This window comes from Amycolatopsis thermophila, assembly GCF_030814215.1.
GTDB classification, from domain to species: Bacteria; Actinomycetota; Actinomycetes; order Mycobacteriales; family Pseudonocardiaceae; genus Amycolatopsis_E; species Amycolatopsis_E thermophila.
The window spans coordinates 1,458,475-1,476,588 of the sequence record NZ_JAUSUT010000001.1; the positions used below are offsets into that span (position 1 = coordinate 1,458,475).

General features: G+C 72.8%; 16 protein-coding genes. 5 read left to right on the forward strand and 11 right to left on the reverse strand.

The annotated features are described in order from the left end of the window. Positions 1-6 precede the first annotated feature (6 nt). The gene (locus FB470_RS07195; RefSeq protein WP_306989740.1) at positions 7-546 is read right to left on the reverse strand and encodes a TetR/AcrR family transcriptional regulator; all 540 of its coding nucleotides are present in this window, start codon (positions 544-546) and stop codon (positions 7-9) included. A 117-nt stretch (positions 547-663) separates the two neighbouring features. On the opposite strand from FB470_RS07195, the gene FB470_RS07200 reads away from it, so the two are divergent. Further along, positions 664-1,605, forward strand: a complete 942-nt coding sequence (locus tag FB470_RS07200; RefSeq protein WP_306989741.1) for an aldo/keto reductase — start codon at positions 664-666, stop codon at positions 1,603-1,605. Next, positions 1,602-2,432: a PhzF family phenazine biosynthesis isomerase gene (locus FB470_RS07205; protein ID WP_306989742.1), complete on the forward strand. Its 831-nt coding sequence runs from the start codon at positions 1,602-1,604 to the stop codon at positions 2,430-2,432. Before FB470_RS07200 ends, FB470_RS07205 begins: the two co-directional genes overlap by 4 nt. Before the next feature lie 4 nt (positions 2,433-2,436). Here FB470_RS07205 and purH read toward each other — a convergent pair whose 3' ends face one another. The 7 genes from purH to FB470_RS07240 form a co-directional block, all read right to left on the reverse strand. Further along, on the reverse strand, positions 2,437-3,996 hold the full coding sequence (gene purH / locus FB470_RS07210; protein WP_306989743.1) for a bifunctional phosphoribosylaminoimidazolecarboxamide formyltransferase/IMP cyclohydrolase: 1,560 nt from the start codon (positions 3,994-3,996) through the stop codon (positions 2,437-2,439). Beyond that, complete coding sequence (gene purN / locus FB470_RS07215; protein ID WP_306999118.1) at positions 3,993-4,610, reverse strand: phosphoribosylglycinamide formyltransferase; 618 nt, start codon at positions 4,608-4,610, stop codon at positions 3,993-3,995. Before purN ends, purH begins: the two co-directional genes overlap by 4 nt. A gap of 105 nt (positions 4,611-4,715) precedes the next feature. Beyond that, complete coding sequence (locus FB470_RS07220; protein ID WP_306989744.1) at positions 4,716-6,128, reverse strand: cell division protein PerM; 1,413 nt, start codon at positions 6,126-6,128, stop codon at positions 4,716-4,718. 504 nt (positions 6,129-6,632) lie between these two features. Continuing rightward, a complete protein-coding gene (locus FB470_RS07225) occupies positions 6,633-7,349 on the reverse strand; it encodes a DUF5336 domain-containing protein (protein WP_306989745.1) in 717 nt (238 codons plus the stop codon). Positions 7,350-7,551: 202 nt separating this feature from the next. Further along, positions 7,552-8,442 carry a succinate--CoA ligase subunit alpha gene (gene sucD / locus FB470_RS07230; protein ID WP_091504942.1) on the reverse strand — a complete coding sequence of 297 codons (891 nt, stop codon included), beginning with the start codon at positions 8,440-8,442 and terminating at the stop codon, positions 7,552-7,554. A 5-nt stretch (positions 8,443-8,447) separates the two neighbouring features. Next, a complete protein-coding gene (gene sucC / locus FB470_RS07235; protein ID WP_306989749.1) occupies positions 8,448-9,617 on the reverse strand; it encodes an ADP-forming succinate--CoA ligase subunit beta in 1,170 nt (389 codons plus the stop codon). Between the two features lie 155 nt (positions 9,618-9,772). Then, positions 9,773-11,968, reverse strand: coding sequence for a hypothetical protein (locus FB470_RS07240; RefSeq protein WP_306989750.1), 2,196 nt, complete (start codon positions 11,966-11,968; stop codon positions 9,773-9,775). 483 nt (positions 11,969-12,451) lie between these two features. Between FB470_RS07240 and FB470_RS07245 the strand changes: the two genes are divergently transcribed. Then, positions 12,452-13,267, forward strand: coding sequence for a M23 family metallopeptidase (locus FB470_RS07245; protein WP_306989751.1), 816 nt, complete (start codon positions 12,452-12,454; stop codon positions 13,265-13,267). A gap of 16 nt (positions 13,268-13,283) precedes the next feature. On the opposite strand, the gene FB470_RS07250 is transcribed toward FB470_RS07245, so the two are convergent. The 3 genes from FB470_RS07250 to pcrA form a co-directional block, all read right to left on the reverse strand. Beyond that, complete coding sequence (locus FB470_RS07250) at positions 13,284-13,526, reverse strand: hypothetical protein (RefSeq protein ID WP_306989752.1); 243 nt, start codon at positions 13,524-13,526, stop codon at positions 13,284-13,286. Positions 13,527-13,629: 103 nt separating this feature from the next. Further along, positions 13,630-14,736: an amidohydrolase family protein gene (locus FB470_RS07255; RefSeq protein WP_306989753.1), complete on the reverse strand. Its 1,107-nt coding sequence runs from the start codon at positions 14,734-14,736 to the stop codon at positions 13,630-13,632. Then, positions 14,737-17,142 carry a DNA helicase PcrA gene (gene pcrA, locus FB470_RS07260; protein WP_306989754.1) on the reverse strand — a complete coding sequence of 802 codons (2,406 nt, stop codon included), beginning with the start codon at positions 17,140-17,142 and terminating at the stop codon, positions 14,737-14,739. A gap of 110 nt (positions 17,143-17,252) precedes the next feature. On the opposite strand from pcrA, the gene FB470_RS07265 reads away from it, so the two are divergent. Both FB470_RS07265 and FB470_RS07270 read left to right on the forward strand, forming a co-directional pair. Next, a complete protein-coding gene (locus FB470_RS07265) occupies positions 17,253-17,639 on the forward strand; it encodes a DUF1707 SHOCT-like domain-containing protein (RefSeq protein WP_306989755.1) in 387 nt (128 codons plus the stop codon). 165 nt (positions 17,640-17,804) lie between these two features. After that, a complete protein-coding gene (locus FB470_RS07270; RefSeq protein WP_306989756.1) occupies positions 17,805-18,110 on the forward strand; it encodes a chorismate mutase in 306 nt (101 codons plus the stop codon). The last annotated feature ends 4 nt before the right edge of the window (positions 18,111-18,114 follow it).

The following is an 18,114-nucleotide window of genomic DNA, read 5'->3' on the forward strand; positions in this document are numbered from 1 at the left end:
GCGATGTCAAGACGGGCGCAGCGCGTCCACCACAAGGCCGAGCAACCGGTCGACCTGCTCAGGGGTCTCACTGGCCGCGGTACTCAGGAAGACCCCCAGCAGCAGCGCGGTGACGTCCTCCGGGACGACGTCACGACGGAGTGATCCGGCGTCGGCCCCGGCGGCCAGGATCGTCGCGATGGCCGCGGTGACGCGCTCCCGCGTGCTCGGCGTGGCGATCCGCCCCGATGCCCAGCCGGCGCGAAGCGTTTCAGCCATGCCGCGCTTCGTCGCGACGAACTCGGCGTAGCGCCCCAGCCAGGCGCGCATCGCCTCATCCGGCGGGAGTTCCGCCAGCAGGACGGCGACGCTGCCGGTGACGTCGTCGAGTTCGGCGGCGTACACAGCCTCCGCCAGCGCCTCCCGCGTCGGAAAGTGCCGGTACAGCGTGCCGATGCCGACACCGGCCTCGCGGGCGATCCCTTCGAGCGAGGCGCCACCGGCCGCGAACGCAGCCCGTGCGACCTCGACGAGTTTGTCCCGATTGCGTTGCGCGTCGGCCCGCAAGGCGCGGACCTTCTTCCCGGCGTCCGAACTCAAAGCGGAGGCACCTCCGGTAAAAGTGCTACAGTCGATGAAGCGGAGGCAACTCCGCTTATTCTACCTTCGCGGGGAAGGAATCCCATGATCACGAACAACACGCCCGCGCGCGCCGGAGGGGCCGGGAGACTCGCCGGTCGCCCGGTGTCCCGCATCGGGTTCGGCGCGATGCAGCTGGAGCGCCTGCGCACCGACCGCGACGCAGCGATCGCCCTGCTGCGCCGGGCTGCGGAGCTCGGCGTCGACCACGTCGATACCGCCCAGTTCTACGGCGACGGCTTCGTCAACGGGGTCATCCGGGACGCGTTCCGCCCCGAGGACGGCGTCGTGGTCGTCAGCAAGGTCGGCGCCGATCCCAACCCGGCCGGCCCGCCCCCGCTGCGTCCCGCCCAACGGCCCGAGCAGCTGCGCGCGAGCGTCGAGGACAACCTCGAGGCCCTCGGCCTCGACCAGATCCCGGTGGTGAACCTGCGCCGCCTGGACACCCGGCCGGGCCTGCGAGCCGAGGGTGACCAGATCGTCGACCTCGACGACCAGCTCGCGGTGATGACGGCGATGCGGGACGAGGGCAAGATCGGCGCGATCGGCCTGAGCGGGGTCACCCTGGACGGACTGCGCCGGGCCCTGCCCGCCGGGATCGTCTGCGTCCAGAACTCCTACAGCCTGGTGGCTCGCGGGGACGAGGAGATGCTGCGGCTCTGCGCCGCCGAGCAGATCGCCTGGGTCCCGTTCTTCCCGCTCGGCGGCGCCTTCCCCGGCATGCCGAAGGTGAGCGACAACCCGGTCGTCGCCGCGGTCGCGGAGTCCCTCGGCCACACCCCCGCGCAGGTCGGCCTCGCCTGGCTGCTGCACCACGAGCCGAACGTGCTGCTCATCCCCGGCACCGCCGACCCCGCTCACCTGGACGCCAACGTCGCCGCCGGGACGATCGAGCTGGACGAAACGACCATGGCCGCGCTGAACGCGGTCGAGTCCGCTCCGACGACATCCCGCTCGGCTGAGCGGCCCGGCACAATCGGGGGATGACCGAGGTTCTCCGCTACACCGCGTTCAGCAGTGACCCCGCGGGCGGTAACCCCGCCGGTGTCGTTCTCGACGCGACCGGGCTCACCGACCGTGACATGCAGAAGATCGCCGCCGAGGTCGGCTACTCCGAGACCGCCTTCGCCACCCCGGCCGCGCCGCGGCACTACCGCGTGCGCTACTTCAGCCCGCTGGCCGAGGTCGCCTTCTGCGGTCACGCCACGATCGCCACCGCGGTCGCCCTCGCCGACCGCACCGGCACCGGTGACCTGGTCTTCGACACACCCGCGGGCACGATCACGCTCCGGACCAGCGGGCGGGAAACGATCACCGCCGGCTTCACCAGCGTCCCCACCCGCTCCCGGCCGGCCACCGCCGACGAACTGAACCGGGCCCTCGACGCGCTGCACTGGTCCAGCACCGACCTGGACCCGGCCTGGCCGCCCCACGTCGCCTTCGCCGGCAACGACCACCTGGTGCTCGCCGCCGCCACCCGCGACCGCCTGGCCCGCCTCGACTACGACTTCGACGGCCTGGCGACCGTCATGCGCGACCACGGCTGGACCACCGTGCACCTGTTCCACCCGCAGCACGAGAACACCGTGCACGCGCGTGACCCGTTCCCGGTCGGCGGCGTGGTCGAGGACCCGGCCACGGGCGCGGCCGCCGCGGCCTTCGGCGGCTACCTGCGGGCACTGGGCAAGGTGACCGAACCCCGGCGCATCACGATCGTCCAGGGCGAGGACATGGGGCGGCGCAGCGAACTGCTGGTCGACGTCCGCCCGGACGACGAGCGGGTGACGATCACGGGGACCGCCACCGCGCTCTGAGCGGTCAGTGCGTGAAGTGCCGCGTCCCGGTCAGGTACATCGTCACGCCGGCCTCCTCGGCCGCGGCGATGACCTCCGGATCGCGGATCGAGCCACCGGGCTGGACGACCGCCCGCACCCCGGCGTCGATCAGCACCTGCAGCCCGTCCGGGAACGGGAAGAACGCGTCCGAGGCGGCCACCGAGCCCTTGACCCGGTCGCCGGCGCGCTGCACGGCCAGCCGGGCGGAGTCGACGCGGTTGACCTGGCCCATGCCGACGCCGACCGTCGCCTGACCGCTGGCCAGCAGGATCGCGTTCGACTTGACCGCGCGGATCGCCCGCCACGCGAACACCAGGTCCGCGAGGGTGTCCGCGTCGACGGCTTCACCGGTGGCGAGCGTCCAGTTGGCCGGGGAGTCACCGGGCGCGTCGATCCGGTCGACGGTCTGCACGAGCATCCCGCCGGAGATCGGCCGGAACTCGATCGGGTCGGCGTCGGTCAGCGCGGGCAGCTTCAGCAGGCGCACGTTCTTCTTGCGCTTGAGCACGTCCAGCGCCTCGTCCTCGAAGTCCGGCGCGAGCACGACCTCGGTGAACACCTCGGCGATCTGCTCGGCCGCCTCACGCGTGACCGGCCGGTTCGCCGCGATCACGCCGCCGTAGGCCGACACCGGGTCGCAGGCGTGCGCCTTGCGGTGCGCCTCCGCGATGTCCACGCCGACCGCGATGCCGCACGGGTTGGCGTGCTTGATGATCGCGACCGCCGGGCCCTCGAAGTCGTAGGCGGCGCGGCGCGCGGCGTCGGTGTCGACGTAGTTGTTGTAGGACATGGCCTTGCCGTGCAGCTGCTCGGCGTGCGCGAGGCCGCCGCGCCAGTGCCGGTACACCGCCGCCCGCTGGTGCGGGTTCTCGCCGTAGCGCAGCACCTCGCCGAGCTCCCAGGTGCCCCCGGTGAAGTCGGGGAAACCGGAGTCGTCGGCCGGGGCGTAGACGTTGGCGAACCACGCCGCGACCGCCATGTCGTAGCTCGCGGTGTGCGCGTAGGCCTGTGCCGCGAGTCGCTTGCGGTCGGCCAGCTCGAAGCCGCCGGCGCGGACCTGCTCCAGCACCCACTCGTAGCGCGCCGGGTCGACCACGACGGCCACGTTGTTGTGGTTCTTCGCCGCGGCGCGGACCATCGCCGGACCGCCGATGTCGATGTTCTCCACGCAGTCCTCGGGGCTCGCGCCCGAGGCGACCGTCTCGCGGAACGGGTACAGGTTGACGACCAGCAGGTCGAACGGCGCGATGTCCAGCTCGCGCAGCTGGTCGACGTGCTCGGGGCGGTCGCGGTCGGCCAGCAGGCCGGCGTGCACCCGCGGGTGCAGCGTCTTCACGCGGCCGTCGAACGACTCCGCGAACCCGGTGACCTGCTCGACCGGCGTGACCGGCACACCCGCGTCGGCCAGGGCCTTCGCCGTCCCGCCGGTGGACACGATCTCCACGCCCGCCGCGTGCAGCGCGGTGCCCAGCTCCAGCAGGCCCGTCTTGTCCGAAACGCCGATCAGGGCGCGCTTGACCGGACGCCGGTCTTCCACCGTCACCGCAACCTCACCTTCCGTCCCTCGACCGTGGCACCGGCCCGGCCGAGTCGTTCCACCACGTCCACGAGCAGCCGTCGTTCCACGACCTTGATCCGCTCGTGCAGCCTCGCCTCGTCGTCGTCCGGCTCCACCGTCACCGCTTCCTGGGCGATGATCGGCCCGGTGTCCACCCCGGCGTCCACGAAGTGCACCGTGCAGCCCGTGAGCTTGACGCCCAGCTCCAGCGCGTCGGCCACGGAGTGCATCCCCGGGAACGACGGCAGCAGGGCCGGATGGGTGTTGATCACCCGGTTCGGGAAGCGCGCGAGGAAGTTCGTCCCCAGGATCTTCAGGAATCCCGCCGACACCACCAGGTCGGGCTCGTACGCCGCGACGGCCTCGGTGAGGGCCTTGTCCCAGGCGTTGCGGTCGGGGTGGTCGGCCAGGCGGACGGTGAAGTGCGGCACCCCGGCGCGCTCGGCGCGGGCCAGTGCCTCGACACCCGTCCGGTCGGTGCCGACGGCGACGATCTTCGCCGGGAAGTCGATGCGCTCGGTCGCGTCCAGGAGCGACTGCAGCAGCGTGCCCGATCCGGATGCGAGCACCACCAGCTTGACCGGGACGGGCAATTCCAACCGGCTGGAGTTCAACGCCTCTCCTTCGCCCGTGCCAACGTCCCACTGAGTCTATGCTGTGCCGCGAAGCGGCTCCGTCGAGGGCCGTGGTGGGAGACGGGTGGCCTAGCTGGGCTCTTCCGGCTTCCCGTCGGTGGGCGGGGGCTCTTCGGACTCCTCCGGTTCGGGTTCGTCCTCCTCGTCGTCCTCCTCGTCGTCCACCTCGTCGGCGGGCTCTTCGGCGTCGTCGCCGGTGTCCTCCCCGGTGTCTTCGAGGTCCTCTTCGAGCTCCTCGGCGATCTCGTCCAGCTCGGCGTCCAGCTCGTCGAGCTCGGCCTCGAGTTCGGGCTCGACCTCGGGTTCTTCCGCGGGCTCGGGTTCCGGTGCGGGCTCCGGCCGCGCCCGCGGGCCGGCGAACCACGCGACCAGCCCGCCCGGCACCGCGATCCAGGCGAACGCGGCGACCGAGACCAGTCCGACCGGGATGCTCACCGGGTCGAACGCGCCGCCGCCGAGCCGTCCGCCGGCGAGAGTGCCCAACAGCACACAACCGAAGCCCACCAGTGCGCCCGCGATGCCGACGATCCGCAGCCGGGCGAGCGGGCTGTCCTCGCTGCGGCGCAGCGTCCAGCCGAGCAGGGCGCCGACCGCGGCCGGCAGCAGCATCAGCAGCGGCCACCAGTGCGCCTGGTGCTCGGGGACCCCGGCGAGCACCGGCAGTCCCGGCACCGGGCCGCCGTCGAAGGTGAAGGCGCTGATCGAGAACGAGCCGATCGAGAACCCCGGCCCGGTGACGAACGCCAGCCCGCCGACGACCGCGTTGGGCAGGTAGCCCAGCGACAGCAGCAGCATCCCGGCGCCGCTGCCGAACCCGGGCGCGTTGGACGCGAACAGCTCGCGGATCGTGCCCGAGGCAAGCACCAGTCCGATCGTGTGCACGAGCGCGCCGACCGCGAGCAGCCCGGCCAGCCCGAGCGCGCCGGCCCGCAGTCCGCGCACCGCGAGCGGGTCGAGGTAGTCGCGGATGGCGGCCGCGACGTCGGACCGGGAGGCGACGCCGCCCGCGGCCGCGACCCCCGCGACGACCGCGGGCACGGCGAAGGCGGACAGCGGCTCGACCCGGACCGTGGCGGCGTTGTCGAACAGCGCGATCGCCAGCCCGGCCACGGCGTGCGCACTCGCGACGGCGGCGATCAGGGGCAGGGCGTCGCCGAGGTCCCGGTGGCCGAGGCGGCCGGTGGCGTTCGCGGCCGCACGCGCGATCACGGCGACCACCCCGGCCGTGGCGAGCAGCGGCAACACGCCCAACGGCCGGCCCGCGATCGTCACCGGCACCTGGTAGGCGGCGAGCCAGCCCGGCCCGGCGGCGTGCAACACGCCGGCGACGGAGACCTCCGCCGCCGATGCCAGGGCGGTGACCAGGCCGAACAGGGCGGCGACCACGACATAGCCGGTGACGAGGGGGCCGAGGACCGCCGCGGCGAACACCTTCGCCCGCGCCACCGGAGAGCGCTCGCCCCGGCGCTGCGGGTCCCTCACCCCTCTCCCGGAACGGCCGTACGAGGTGAGCACCTGCATGACCGCACCCTCGCACCATCACCGCGCCGGCCGGGTGAGCCACGCCGTTGCTCCCCCTCCCGGGTTAAGCCTGGAAGCGGCTCATGTGGTGATGCGGGCAGCCGGGCCTGGGCAGCCCTGACGGCGCCAGGGGCGGGCCGGGCAACCCTGCGTCCGCGCCCAGACGCCTGGGCCGGCGCACGCGGCAGGCGGGGCAGGCGCTGCACACACGCAGCCCGCGCCGGGGCGCGGCGCCCGAGGGAGCCACCCGGCGAGAGCGGACCCAAGCCCGCCGGGACCGGCCGCCCCACCCGGCACACGCCGCGCAGAACGGTGTCGCGGGTGCTGAACGGGTCGCCGGAGTACGCGGCCGGCGCCGCCTCGCGCAAGACCGCCGACGCGATCCGCGAGTGAGCCGCCCGGCAGCCGCACGACAAAGCGCCCCTCCCACGTGGGCCGCGGGACGGGGCGCTTTCCGGAAGAAGATCAGCTCTGCGGGCTGCCACCGGGCGGGGTGCCCGGGTGCTGGCCCGGCTGGCCCTGCTGCCCTTCGGGCTTGGCGGCCGGGTTGTAGAACTGGCCCTGCTGCGGCGCGTACACCGTCGACTGGGCCTGGGGCGGGTTCACCGGCGGCCCGTACTGGGTGCCGGACGGGCCACCCTTCGCCTGCTCACCGGGGCCCTGTCCGAACTGGCCCGGCTGACCGTAGGGCTGGCCGTACTGCGGCGCCTGCGGCTGCGGCATCTTCAGCACACCCGAGTCGAACAGCAGCGCCGCGATCGCCACCAGCATCTGCAGGATGCCGAGGATCAGGATCACCGTGATGATCCCCGGGGTCTCCGCCTGATCCGGGATGTGCACGACCACGAGGATCGCGGTCAGCGCGCCCAGCACGCTGAACAGCACCGCGAACGGCAGCGCGCGCGGCGCCCTCGGCACCACCGACAGCCCGGCCAGCAGGCCGCCGACCAGCAGGAACAGCAGCGGCTGGTCCGCGCCCTGCGACTCCTCGGAGAACGCGATGAAGTAGTTCACCAGGCCCAGCAGGGCGATGAACAGCGTCAGGATCATGCTCAGGTTCGCCGGCGAGAGGCTCGGCCCCGGCTGCGCCTGCGGGTGCTGCTGGGGGAACCCGCCGGTCCCCGGGGGCTGGCCACCGCCGCCCTGCTGCGGGTATCCCGGTCCACCACTGGGGAACGTCATCGCGCTTGCTCTCCTGTCTTCGCCCGAACCGGGGTAGCCGATATGTCCGGGAACGGTTTAGCGCATCCCGCGGTTCCCGGCCACCCCATCCGGCTAATCCGACGTACCGGAGCGCCGAACGGTTGCGTCGAGTTTCCGGCGCCCGGAAACACACCGGCCGGGCACCGCGGACGGTGCCCGGCCGGGATGTGGATCTCGTGCGTCAGTGCAGGTTCTCGTACAGCTCCCGGGCCAGCGCGGCGGTCTCGGACGGCGTCTTGCCGACCTTCACGCCCGCGGCCTCGAGGGCCTCCTTCTTCGCCTGCGCGGTACCGGCCGAGCCGGACACGATCGCGCCCGCGTGACCCATGGTCTTGCCCTCGGGGGCGGTGAAGCCCGCGACGTAGCCGACGACCGGCTTGGTCACGTTCTCCTTGATGTAGGCCGCGGCCCGCTCCTCGGCGTCGCCACCGATCTCACCGATCATGACGATGACCTCGGTCTCCGGGTCGGCCTGGAAGGCCTCCAGAGCGTCGATGTGCGTGGTGCCGATGATCGGGTCGCCACCGATGCCGACGGCCGTGGAGAAGCCGATGTCGCGCAGCTCGTACATCATCTGGTAGGTCAGCGTGCCCGACTTGGACACCAGGCCGATCTTGCCCGGGCCGGTGATGTTGGCCGGGATGATGCCGGCGTTCGACTTGCCCGGCGAGATGACGCCGGGGCAGTTCGGGCCGATGATGCGGGTCTTGTTGCCCTTGGCGACCGCGTGCGCCCAGAAGTACGCCGAGTCGTGCACCGGGATGCCCTCGGTGATGACCACGGCGAGCGGGATCTCGGCGTCGATGGCCTCGATGACCGCGTCCTTGGCGAACTTCGGCGGCACGAAGATGACCGACACGTCGGCGCCGGTCTCCTTCATGGCCTCCTCGACCGTGCCGAACACGGTGAGGTCCTTGCCGGCGATGGTGACCGTCTGGCCCGCCTTGCGGGCGTTGACGCCACCGACGATGTTCGAGCCGGCCTGCAGCATCTTGGTCGCGTGCTTGGTGCCCTCGGACCCGGTGATGCCCTGAACGATGATCTTGCTGCTGGAATCGAGGAAGATCGACATGTCTCTTACGCTCCTGCCGCCGCGAGCTCGGCAGCCTTGTCCGCCGCGTTGTCCATGGTGTCCACCTGCGTCACGAGCGGGTGGTTGGCCTCGTTCAGGATCCGGCGGCCTTCCTCGACGTTGTTGCCGTCGAGACGGACCACGAGCGGCTTGGTGGCCTCGTCGCCCAGGATCTTGAGGGCCTCGACGATGCCGGTCGCGACCGCGTCGCAGGCGGTGATGCCACCGAAGACGTTGACGAACACCGACTTGACGGCCGGGTCGTTCAGGATGACGTCCAGGCCGGCGGCCATGACCTCGGCCGAGGCGCCGCCGCCGATGTCGAGGAAGTTGGCCGGCTTGACGCCGCCGTGCTTCTCGCCGGCGTAGGCGACCACGTCCAGGGTGGACATGACCAGGCCCGCGCCGTTGCCGATGATGCCGACCTCGCCGTCGAGCTTGACGTAGTTGAGGTCCTTCGCCTTGGCCTTGGCCTCCAGCGGGTCCTCGGTCTGCTTGTCGACGAGCTCCTCCTGCTTCGGCTGCCGGAAGGAGGCGTTCTCGTCGAGGGTGACCTTGCCGTCGAGGGCGACGATCTTGTCCTGCGGGTCGCGGACCAGCGGGTTGACCTCGACCAGCGTGGCGTCCTCGGCCACGAAGGTCTCCCACAGCTTGACGACCACGTCGGCCGCCTGGTCGCGGATGACCTCGGGGAAGTTGCCCTGGGTCAGGATCTCCAGCGCCTTGGCCTTGTCGACACCGGCGATCGCGTCGACCGGCACCTTGGCGAGCGCCTCGGGCCGCTCCACGGCCAGCTGCTCGATCTCCATGCCGCCTTCGGCCGAGGCCATGGCGAGGAAGGTGCGGTTCGCGCGGTCCAGCAGGAAGGAGAAGTAGTACTCCTCCGCGATGTCGGACGCCTCGGTCACCAGCACGCGGTGCGTGATGTGGCCCTTGATGTCGAGGCCGAGGATGGCTTCCGCCTTCTCCTTGGCCTCGGCCGGGTTCTGGGCGAGCTTGACGCCACCGGCCTTGCCGCGGCCACCGGTCTTCACCTGGGCCTTGACGACGACCTGGCCACCGATCTTCTCGGCGGCGGCCTGGGCTTCTTCCGGGGTGCTCGCGACGGCGCCGGGCAGTACCGGCACGCCGTGGGCGGCGAAGAGGTCCTTCGCCTGGTATTCGTAGAGGTCCACTACTCCAGTCTCCTGACGACACACGCCGCTCGAGTTACCGGTCGCCTCCGCGAGGGGTAATCCAGAGCGGGTGCTTGTTGCAAACCATGCTGCCGGACGGAGACGACCCTAGCGACCTGCGCTTTGACGCGGGGCGGCGCATCCGGTGAACTCGGTCACCGTATGGATCCAGAGCGTGTTTTCGGGGTGTGAATCGTCCCACGCGCGGCCAGGACGGCCGCGATGACGAGGGCCAGGGCACATCCGAGCGCGAGCCACCAGCCGAGTCCGGCGTGGGCGCCGGCGATCTGGTCGCCGACGAGCGGCAGTTCGGCGGCCCGCAGCCCGGCGACGCACGCCGCCCCCGCGAGCAGCGCCGCGGCGCGCGCGGGGCGGCAGCGCGGGGCCAGGACGCACGCGCCGAGGACCGTGAGGAGCGCGACCAGCAGACCCCAGGACGGCGTGCCGAAGCTCGACCACAGGGCGGGCTCGACGTAGTCGGGCGCGAGGATCGACGGCGTGCCGAAGGCCCCGATGGCGAGGATCCCGGCGGCGACCAGCGGGGTGAGCAGATCGGCGCCCGGCAGGGCCGCACCCTCGCCGAAGGCCGTAGCCGGGTCGGTGGTCTCGTCGCGTTCGACCATGCCGGCGACGACGGAGCAGCACGCGGTGATGGCCGCTCCGACGATCGCGAGCGCGGTCCACAGCACACCCGGGCCGGGGGTGAGGCCGGCGCCGAGTTCGGTGGCGGTGACGGCCATGGTGAGCACCGCCGTGCCGGCCAGCGGGACGGTCACCCAGGCGACCGAGAGGACCGGCCGCACGTAGCCGGCGGGGACGGCGGTGAACATCACGAGGCCGAGGACGCCGACGAGCAGCCCGGCGACGAGCAGCGCCGAGCGGGACGGGCTCTGCGGGCCGCTCAGGTTCCCGGCGATGACGACCTGGGGCGTGAGGGCCCCGGCGACGGCGGCGGCCGCGGTGAGCACCGCGAGGACGCCGGTGACGATCCGCAGGCGGCGGATGCCGGGCATCGTGATCTCGCCGGCCTCGTCGTCCTGGGCGGCGTCACGGGTGGCCGCGGTGGGCAGGAAGGCGGCGGCGATCAGCCCGGCCGCGCCGACGAGGACGAGGATCGGGCCCGCCGAGAGCCGCACACCGGGCAGGCTCAGGCCGGAGACGAGGTTCGGCAACCCGACGACCGCCGCGGTGACGCCGAGGCCGAGCAACCCGCCACGCGCGACGGCGGTGCCCGACCCGGCGAGCAGCACGGTGGCGACGGGCAGCGCGAACGCGAGCAGCAGGCTGCCGGTGAGCACGAGGACGGGGCTCTCGAAGGCACTGGCCGCCGGCAGGAACGCGTCGGTGGAGGTGAAGGGCGCCATCATGACCCCGACCGCCGCGACGACCGCGGCGAACATGCCGACGATCAAGCCGCCCCGGCCCACCTCGGTGCCCTCGGGCCAGGCGCTGGCGGAGTCGCCCGGGCCGGGGGTGCCGGTTTCGGTGGCAGGGGCGCTTGTCCTTCCGGTCGAGCTCCCGCTGCCGGCCGCGGACGCGCCCCTCCCCTCGGTCGAGGCAGCGCCTGCGGCAGTGCCGGTGGAGTCGGCACCGATGCCGGACGCAACGGTGCCATCGGACTTCCGGGCCGCCACGGGCCCTGCCCCCGCTTCGGCGGGGCCCTTCGCGCCCCCGGAGCCCGCCCGGGCGGTTGCCGCCGCGTCGCCGCCGCGGGCGGCGTCGCGCGGGTCGGAGCCGCTCCCATCGCGGGCCTCGGTCGAGGCGGGGCTGCTCCCGCCGCCGGGCGCGCGGCTTGAGGTGGTGCTCCCGGCGCGGGTGGCACGCGCTTCGGCTGCCTCGGCGGCCGCGGAGGTGCGTGGTGTCCACGGGGCGTCGGCCTTGGGGGCGGCGGCCCGGGTCGCGATGATGCCCGCCACGACGGCCGCCAGGTGACCAGCCAGCAGGCACCACACGCCGGCCCCGGTGCCCGGTTCGGCCAGGGAGTGCAGCCGGAACAGCTCGGGGCGCGCGGCGCGCAGCGGGTCGGTCAGCAGGACCAGGTCGAGCACCAGCCGCCCGGGCGCGAGCGCCGCCACCGCGGCCAGCACGCCCGCCGCGGTCTGGTGGCGTCCGCGCAGGGCGAGCGCGGCCACCACGACCATCGGCGCGACGGCGAGCACCACGAGCAGCGGCACACTGTCGAACCCGCGCTCGACACCGGTCGCCACCGGCAGCACGGCCCCCGCGACGAGCAGCACGGCCGAGACCGCACCCGCCACGTAGGCCGGGACCGACGGGGACCGGCCCGCGGCCGGGTCGGGAGGGGCTGGGTGCCGCACGGCGAGCGCGCCGCCGGTGCTGTCAGTGTCCATGTGATCTCACGTAGCTCGAGGGTCGGAAGAGCGGTCGGGACGGCCGGCCTCGGCGGCCGAGAGCCGCGGGCGGACCGCAGCTGTGCCTGACGCACCAGCGCCCGGCTCGGACCACCGGGCACCGGCGATCGCGATCCCGCGCGCGGCCTCGCTACCAACACCGCCGCCGACGCTAGCAAGCCGCCGGGGTTGCCCTCGGGGCCCCACAAGGAAACAAACCGTGGCGCACATCACACTGCTGGCGGAATATCCCGTCTACCCAGTGTCATCGCGCCCGCCGCCCGCTCCCCCGGGTTGCCACGTTCGGCCCAGAGCACGTCCGGATCTTGCCGAAAACCACATCCCTTCGTTACTGTCCCCCGGTCCCCATCACGGTCAGGTCACGATGCGGGCAGCGGGCAACCACCCCCCGAACGGTTGCCCACCGGGATCCCCCGCCCGGGCGCCTGCCCTCTGACCCCCCGAGTAACGGAAGGCCCTGTCTTGGCTCGATACCGCTCCCCCGGCGGCCAAGCTCCTTCCCCGGAACTCGATGACGACGCTCTGGACGGCGCCGTCGTCCGTGTCCGGGGCGCCCACCGGCTCCCCGCGCCGTCGTCGGCGCTGCGCGGCCGGGTCGTGGTCGCCGCCGTCGCAGCAGGCGCGTTCGCCGCGGCCGCCGCGGGACAGACCCTCCACGCCGTGCAGACCTCCGACGCGGACGTGACCCCGCTGGCCAACTCCGAGGACGCCAGCGCGTCGTTCGCCGTCGGCGGCGACGCCCCGACCGGCGCGCCCGAGATCCTCCCCGCCTCGAACTTCGTCGACGCCACCGCCGAGGTGCAGCGCCTCACCGACAGCGAGAACGTCACGATGGCCCGTCAGGCCCGTGACGCCGAGGCGGCCCGCGCCGCGGCCGAGGAGGCCTCCCGCCCCAAGACCTGCCTGCCCGCCAAGGGCACCTACACCTCCGGCTTCGGTGCGCGGTGGGGCGCCACGCACTACGGCATCGACATCGCGAACTCGATCGGCACCCCGATCTACGCCGCCTCCGACGGGACGGTGATCGAGGCCGGGCCGGCCAGCGGTTTCGGCCTCTGGGTGAGGATCCAGCTCGACGACGGCACCATCCACGTGTACGGCCACGTGAACAGCTACTCGGTGCGCGAGGGCCAGAAGGTCAAGTGCGGCCAGCAGATCGCCGAGATCGGCAACCGCGGCCAGAGCACCGGGCCGCACCTGCACTTCGAGGTCTGGCAGAACGGCACCAAGAAGATCGACCCGCGGCCGTGGCTGGCGGCCCGCGGCATCTACCTCTGACGGCCCGTCCCGGGGCCTACGGCCGCAGGAACCAGGCCACCGCGACCTGCCACACCCCACACAGCCGCCGCGAGGTGCGGCGACAGCGCGCGCACCGTCCGTCCGGCCCGCCGTGCCGCTCCAGGAGCGTCCGCCACGCACCGAGGAGGACGAGCGCCTCCCCGGCCGGTAGTGCCCCGTCCCGGCTCGTCCGCGCCACCATGCGCTCGACGCGCTCGAGGACGCCTGCCCGCACGTACGGGAACCACTGCTCCGCCACACCATGCCCTCCCGAAGGTTCGAACTTCCGTTCGAGACAGGTATAGCGGAGGGGTCCGACAGTTTCGGGCACCCGCGGGACGAACGTGCCCGCGTGCGACTCGTCAGCGAACCCGGCGCCCGCCTCGCCAGACCGCCCGGACGCGGCCGGCCAGGTCCGCCACCTCGAGATCGGTGCCGTCGAGCAGCACGAGGTCCGCCCGCAGCCCCGCCGCCACCGAGCCCCGGTCGTCCAGGCCCAGCAAGCGGGCGCCCGCCGACGTCGCCGCGCGCACCGCGTCCAGCGGACCCAGGCCGGCCGCCGCGAGCAAGCCCACCTCGTCCAGCACCCGGTCGTAACCGGACACCGCATCGGAACCGGCGGCGATCGGGATGCCGGCCTCCAGTGCCAGCCGCACCGAACTGGTGTGCGCCTCCGCGACGCCGGAGCCCCGCGTGACCGACAGCGTGGGCACGTACCACGTCCCCCCGGCAGCCATCGCGGACACCGCGGCAGAGTCCAGGAAGGTGCCGTGCTCGACGCTGCGCACCCCGGCCACGGCGGCCGACTCCGCGGACCGGGCACCGTGCGCGTGCGCCATCACCCACCGGCCGCCCTGCCGCCCCGCTTCGTCCACCAGGGCGGCCAACTCGGCGTCGGTCACCTGGACGTCGTGCGCGCGCGGTCCCCGTTTCAGCGAGCCGCTCACCGCCACCTTGATCCAGTCCGTTCCGGCGCGCACCATCCGCCGCACCGCCGCACGCGCCGCGTCCGGACCGTCGAACACCGGGGACGGCATCGACGGGTCGTCGAACCGCTCCAGCGCACCGTCCGTGGCGTCCCAATGATCACCGATCCCGCCCGTGGCGGACAGTTGCCGCAGGCTGATCAGCAACTCCGGGCCGTCGATCCAGCCCCGGGCGACGGCCATCCGCAACCCGGCGTCCGCGCCCCACGCGTCGCGCACGGTCGTCACACCGGCGTGCAGCAGCGCCCGCAACACCGGCACGGCGGCCAGGGTGCGCGCACTGCGCGGCCCATACCGCTGGAACGCCACGTGCACGTGGCAGTCGATGAACCCGGGCACGAGCAGCCCACCGGAGCAGTCGACCCGCTCCGGATCGTCGAGGGACGGGCCGACCTCGACGATCCGCTCGCCCGACACCAGCACGTCCGCCCGCGTCACCTCGCCGGTGACGACATCCAGGACCGACCCACCGGCGAGCAGCATCTACAACTTCACCATCGGCACGCTGCCGATCAGCATCAGCTTCACCTTGCCCGCGCTGCCGAAGTCGATGGTCGCCGTCGCGCGGGGGCCTTCCCCGGAGGCTTCGACGACGGTGCCCAGGCCGTACTTGTCGTGGTTGACCCGGTCGCCCACCGCGAGCTTCAGCGCGACCGTGTTCTGCCAGCCCTTGAACGGGGTCGACCGCATGCCGCGGGCCGCGATGCCGGCCTGGGCGGAGTCCTCGCCGAAGCGCGAGCGCCGCCCCCAGGTGGTCGCCGCACGCGGGGACCCGAAGGACGGCTCCGATGCCGACGACGGCTCCTCCCGGCGCCAGTCCAGCAGCTCGGCCGGGACCTCGTCGAAGAACCGGGACGCCGGGTTCGTCATCGGCTGGCCCCACGCCGAGCGCGTGATCGCCCGGCTCAGGTACAGCCGCTGCCGGGCCCGCGTGATCGCCACGTACGCCAGCCGCCGTTCCTCGGCCAACTCGGCGGGTTCGCCGAGCGCGCGCAGGTGCGGGAAGACACCGTCCTCCCAGCCGGTGCAGAACACGACCGGGTACTCCAGGCCCTTCGCGGTGTGCACGGTCATCAGCGTGACCACACCGGAGTCCTCTTCCTCGCCGTCCTCGTCCGGGCTGGGCACCGAATCCGCGTCCGCGACCAGCGACACGCGCTCCAGGAACGCCGGCAGCGACCCCGGCTCGGGTACGCCCGCGTCGTCCTCGGTGACCGGCCCCAGTTCGGCCGCCTGCTCCGCGAACTCACGCGCGACGGTCACGAGCTCGGTCAGGTTGTCCACCCGCGAAGCGTCCTGCGGATCGTCGGAATCCTCCAGCTCGGTCCGGTACCCGGTGCGCTCCAGCACGGCCTCCAGGACGTCGGCGACCTCGGTGCCGTCCTCGACCAGCTCGATCAGGCCGTCGAGCAGTTCGACGAACCCGGCGATCGCCTTCTGCGAACGCGGGTTGAGCAGGGCGACCTTGCCGGCCACGGCGTCGCGCAGCGCGGCCGCGAACGAGATCCGCTCCCGCTCCGCGTGCGTGGCCACGACGGCTTCGGCCCGCTCGCCGATGCCCCGCTTGGGCACGTTGAGGATGCGCCGCAGGCTCACCGTGTCCTCCGGGTTGGCCAGCACCCGCAGGTAGGCCAGCGCGTCCCGGACCTCGCGCCGCTCGTAGAACCGGACACCGCCGACCACCCGGTACGGCAGCCCGAGCCGGATGAAGATCTCCTCGAACACCCGCGACTGGTTGTTGGTGCGGTAGAAGACCGCGACGTCGGAGTACTTCGCCTCGCCCTGGTCGACCAGCGCGTCGATCTCGCCCGCGACGAAGGCGGCCTCGTCGTGCTCGTTGTCGGCGACGTAGACGCCGATCTTCTCGCCGTCGCCGGAGTCGGTCCACAGCCGCTTGTCCCGCCGGTTCGGGTTGCGCGAGATGACCGCGTTGGCCGCCGACAGGATGGTCTGGGTGGAGCGGTAGTTCTGCTCCAGCAGGATCGTGCGCGCGTTCGGGAAGTCGCGCTCGAACTCCTCGATGTTGCGGATGGTCGCGCCGCGGAAGGCGTAGATCGACTGGTCCGCGTCACCCACCACGCACAGCTCGGCGGGCTCGACGCCGGACTCGGTGGCCTCGGTGCCGGCCAGCTCCCGCACCAGCGTGTACTGCGCGTGGTTGGTGTCCTGGTACTCGTCGACCAGGACGTGCCGGAACCGGCGCCGGTAGTGCTCGGCGACGTCGGGGAAGGCCTGGAACAGCTCGACCGTGCGCATGATCAGGTCGTCGAAGTCGAACGCGTTCGCCAGCCGCAGCCGCCGCTGGTACTCGGTGTAGACCTCGGCGACCCGGCGCTCCAGGTCGTTGGACGCCTTCGCCGCGGCGTCCTCGGGGCCGGTCAGCTCGTTCTTGTGGTTGGAGATGTGCACGGCCAGCGCGCGGGCCGGGTAGCGCTTGGGGTCGATGTCCAGGTCGCGCGCCACGAGCGTGACCAGGCGGCGGGTGTCGTCGGCGTCGTAGATCGAGAAGTTCGACGACATGTCCAGCGTCTTGGCCTCGCGGCGCAGCAGCCGCACGCACATCGAGTGGAACGTCGACACCCACATCGCGTTCGCCCGCCTGCCGACGAGGTCGCTGACGCGCTCGCGCATCTCGGCCGCGGCCTTGTTGGTGAACGTGATCGCCATGATCTCGCCGGGGTGCACGCCACGCTCGGCCAGCAGGTAGGCGATGCGGCGGGTCAGCACACGCGTCTTGCCCGAGCCGGCGCCGGCCACCACCAGCAGCGGCGCCCCGGCGTGCGTGACCGCTTCCCGTTGCGCGGGGTTGAGGTCGGCGAGCAGGTCGGCATGGCGGCCCGGCGCGGGGCGCGCGGGCGGCTCGGCGGGGAGGTCGAACAGGGTGCTCATCGGTTGTCCACGCTACTCGGGGGGTCCGACCGTTTACCGCACTGGACGTACTGTGCGGTGACGTCGCTCGACGGACGCGCGGCGGCCCGCGGCGGTGGAGCATCGAGGGCATGAACGCACCGACCAACCGGATTCGAGCCGGGGACCAGGACCGGGAACGCGTGGCGGCCCGGCTGCAACAGGCCAGCGGCGAGGGCAGGCTGACCCTCGCCGAGACCGAGGATCGTCTCGCGGCCGTGTACGCCGCGACCTACGTCGACGAACTGTCCGGGCTCACGCGCGACCTGCCGGAGCCGGCACCGCCGAGAGCACCGCGCTTCCCCGTGCCGCTGCGGGTGCACGCCGCGGTCGTGGCGGTGCTGTCGGCTCTCCTGATCGCCCGGTTCGTGGCGTCGGGCGCGCCGTTCTTCTGGCCGGCCGCGCCGATGTTCTGGCTGGGTGTGAGCCTCGTCCTGCACGCGGTCGTCCGCGCGCGGGGGCGGCTTGTGCCATACTGATCGCATGCGCCACCACGCGTACCGATTTTTCTACGGGACCCGGACTCCGGCTCCCGTGATCGCGTAGGTGCGCACACCACCATCACCACAAGCCCCGGAGTCCACGGACCCGGGGCTTTCGTCGGCTTCGGGGCCGCGGGGGTCCGGATCCGACCGGAGGGCCCGATGAACGCACAGACGAACGAGAAGGACACCGCGCCGGAGACCTCGGGGGAACCCGTGGCCACCGCCGAGGAGATCGCCGAGTTGCGCAAGGAGATCGACTGGCTCGACTCGGAGATCCTGCGGCTGGTCAAACGCCGGGTCGAGGTCTCCCAGACGATCGGCGCCGCCCGGATGGCCGCCGGGGGCACGCGGATCGTCTACAACCGGGAGATGGACGTGCTCGCCCGCTACCGCGAGCTCGGCCCGGACGGCCGGCAGCTCGCGATGGCGCTGCTGCAGCTGGGCCGCGGACGGCTGGGGCGCTAGAAAA

What these genes read in the sequence shown, in the direction of transcription:
- FB470_RS07205 (WP_306989742.1), top strand. Translation starts at nt 1,602, where the DNA reads ATGACCGAGGTTCTCCGCTACACCGCGTTCAGCAGTGACCCCGCGGGC.
- FB470_RS07240 (WP_306989750.1), bottom strand. Translation starts at nt 11,968, where the DNA reads ATGGACACTGACAGCACCGGCGGCGCGCTCGCCGTGCGGCACCCAGCC.
- sucD (WP_091504942.1), bottom strand. Translation starts at nt 8,442, where the DNA reads ATGTCGATCTTCCTCGATTCCAGCAGCAAGATCATCGTTCAGGGCATC.
- FB470_RS07265 (WP_306989755.1), top strand. Translation starts at nt 17,253, where the DNA reads ATGAACGCACCGACCAACCGGATTCGAGCCGGGGACCAGGACCGGGAA.
- FB470_RS07270 (WP_306989756.1), top strand. Translation starts at nt 17,805, where the DNA reads ATGAACGCACAGACGAACGAGAAGGACACCGCGCCGGAGACCTCGGGG.
- FB470_RS07255 (WP_306989753.1), bottom strand. Translation starts at nt 14,736, where the DNA reads ATGCTGCTCGCCGGTGGGTCGGTCCTGGATGTCGTCACCGGCGAGGTG.
- FB470_RS07200 (WP_306989741.1), top strand. Translation starts at nt 664, where the DNA reads ATGATCACGAACAACACGCCCGCGCGCGCCGGAGGGGCCGGGAGACTC.
- pcrA (WP_306989754.1), bottom strand. Translation starts at nt 17,142, where the DNA reads ATGAGCACCCTGTTCGACCTCCCCGCCGAGCCGCCCGCGCGCCCCGCG.
- FB470_RS07225 (WP_306989745.1), bottom strand. Translation starts at nt 7,349, where the DNA reads ATGACGTTCCCCAGTGGTGGACCGGGATACCCGCAGCAGGGCGGCGGT.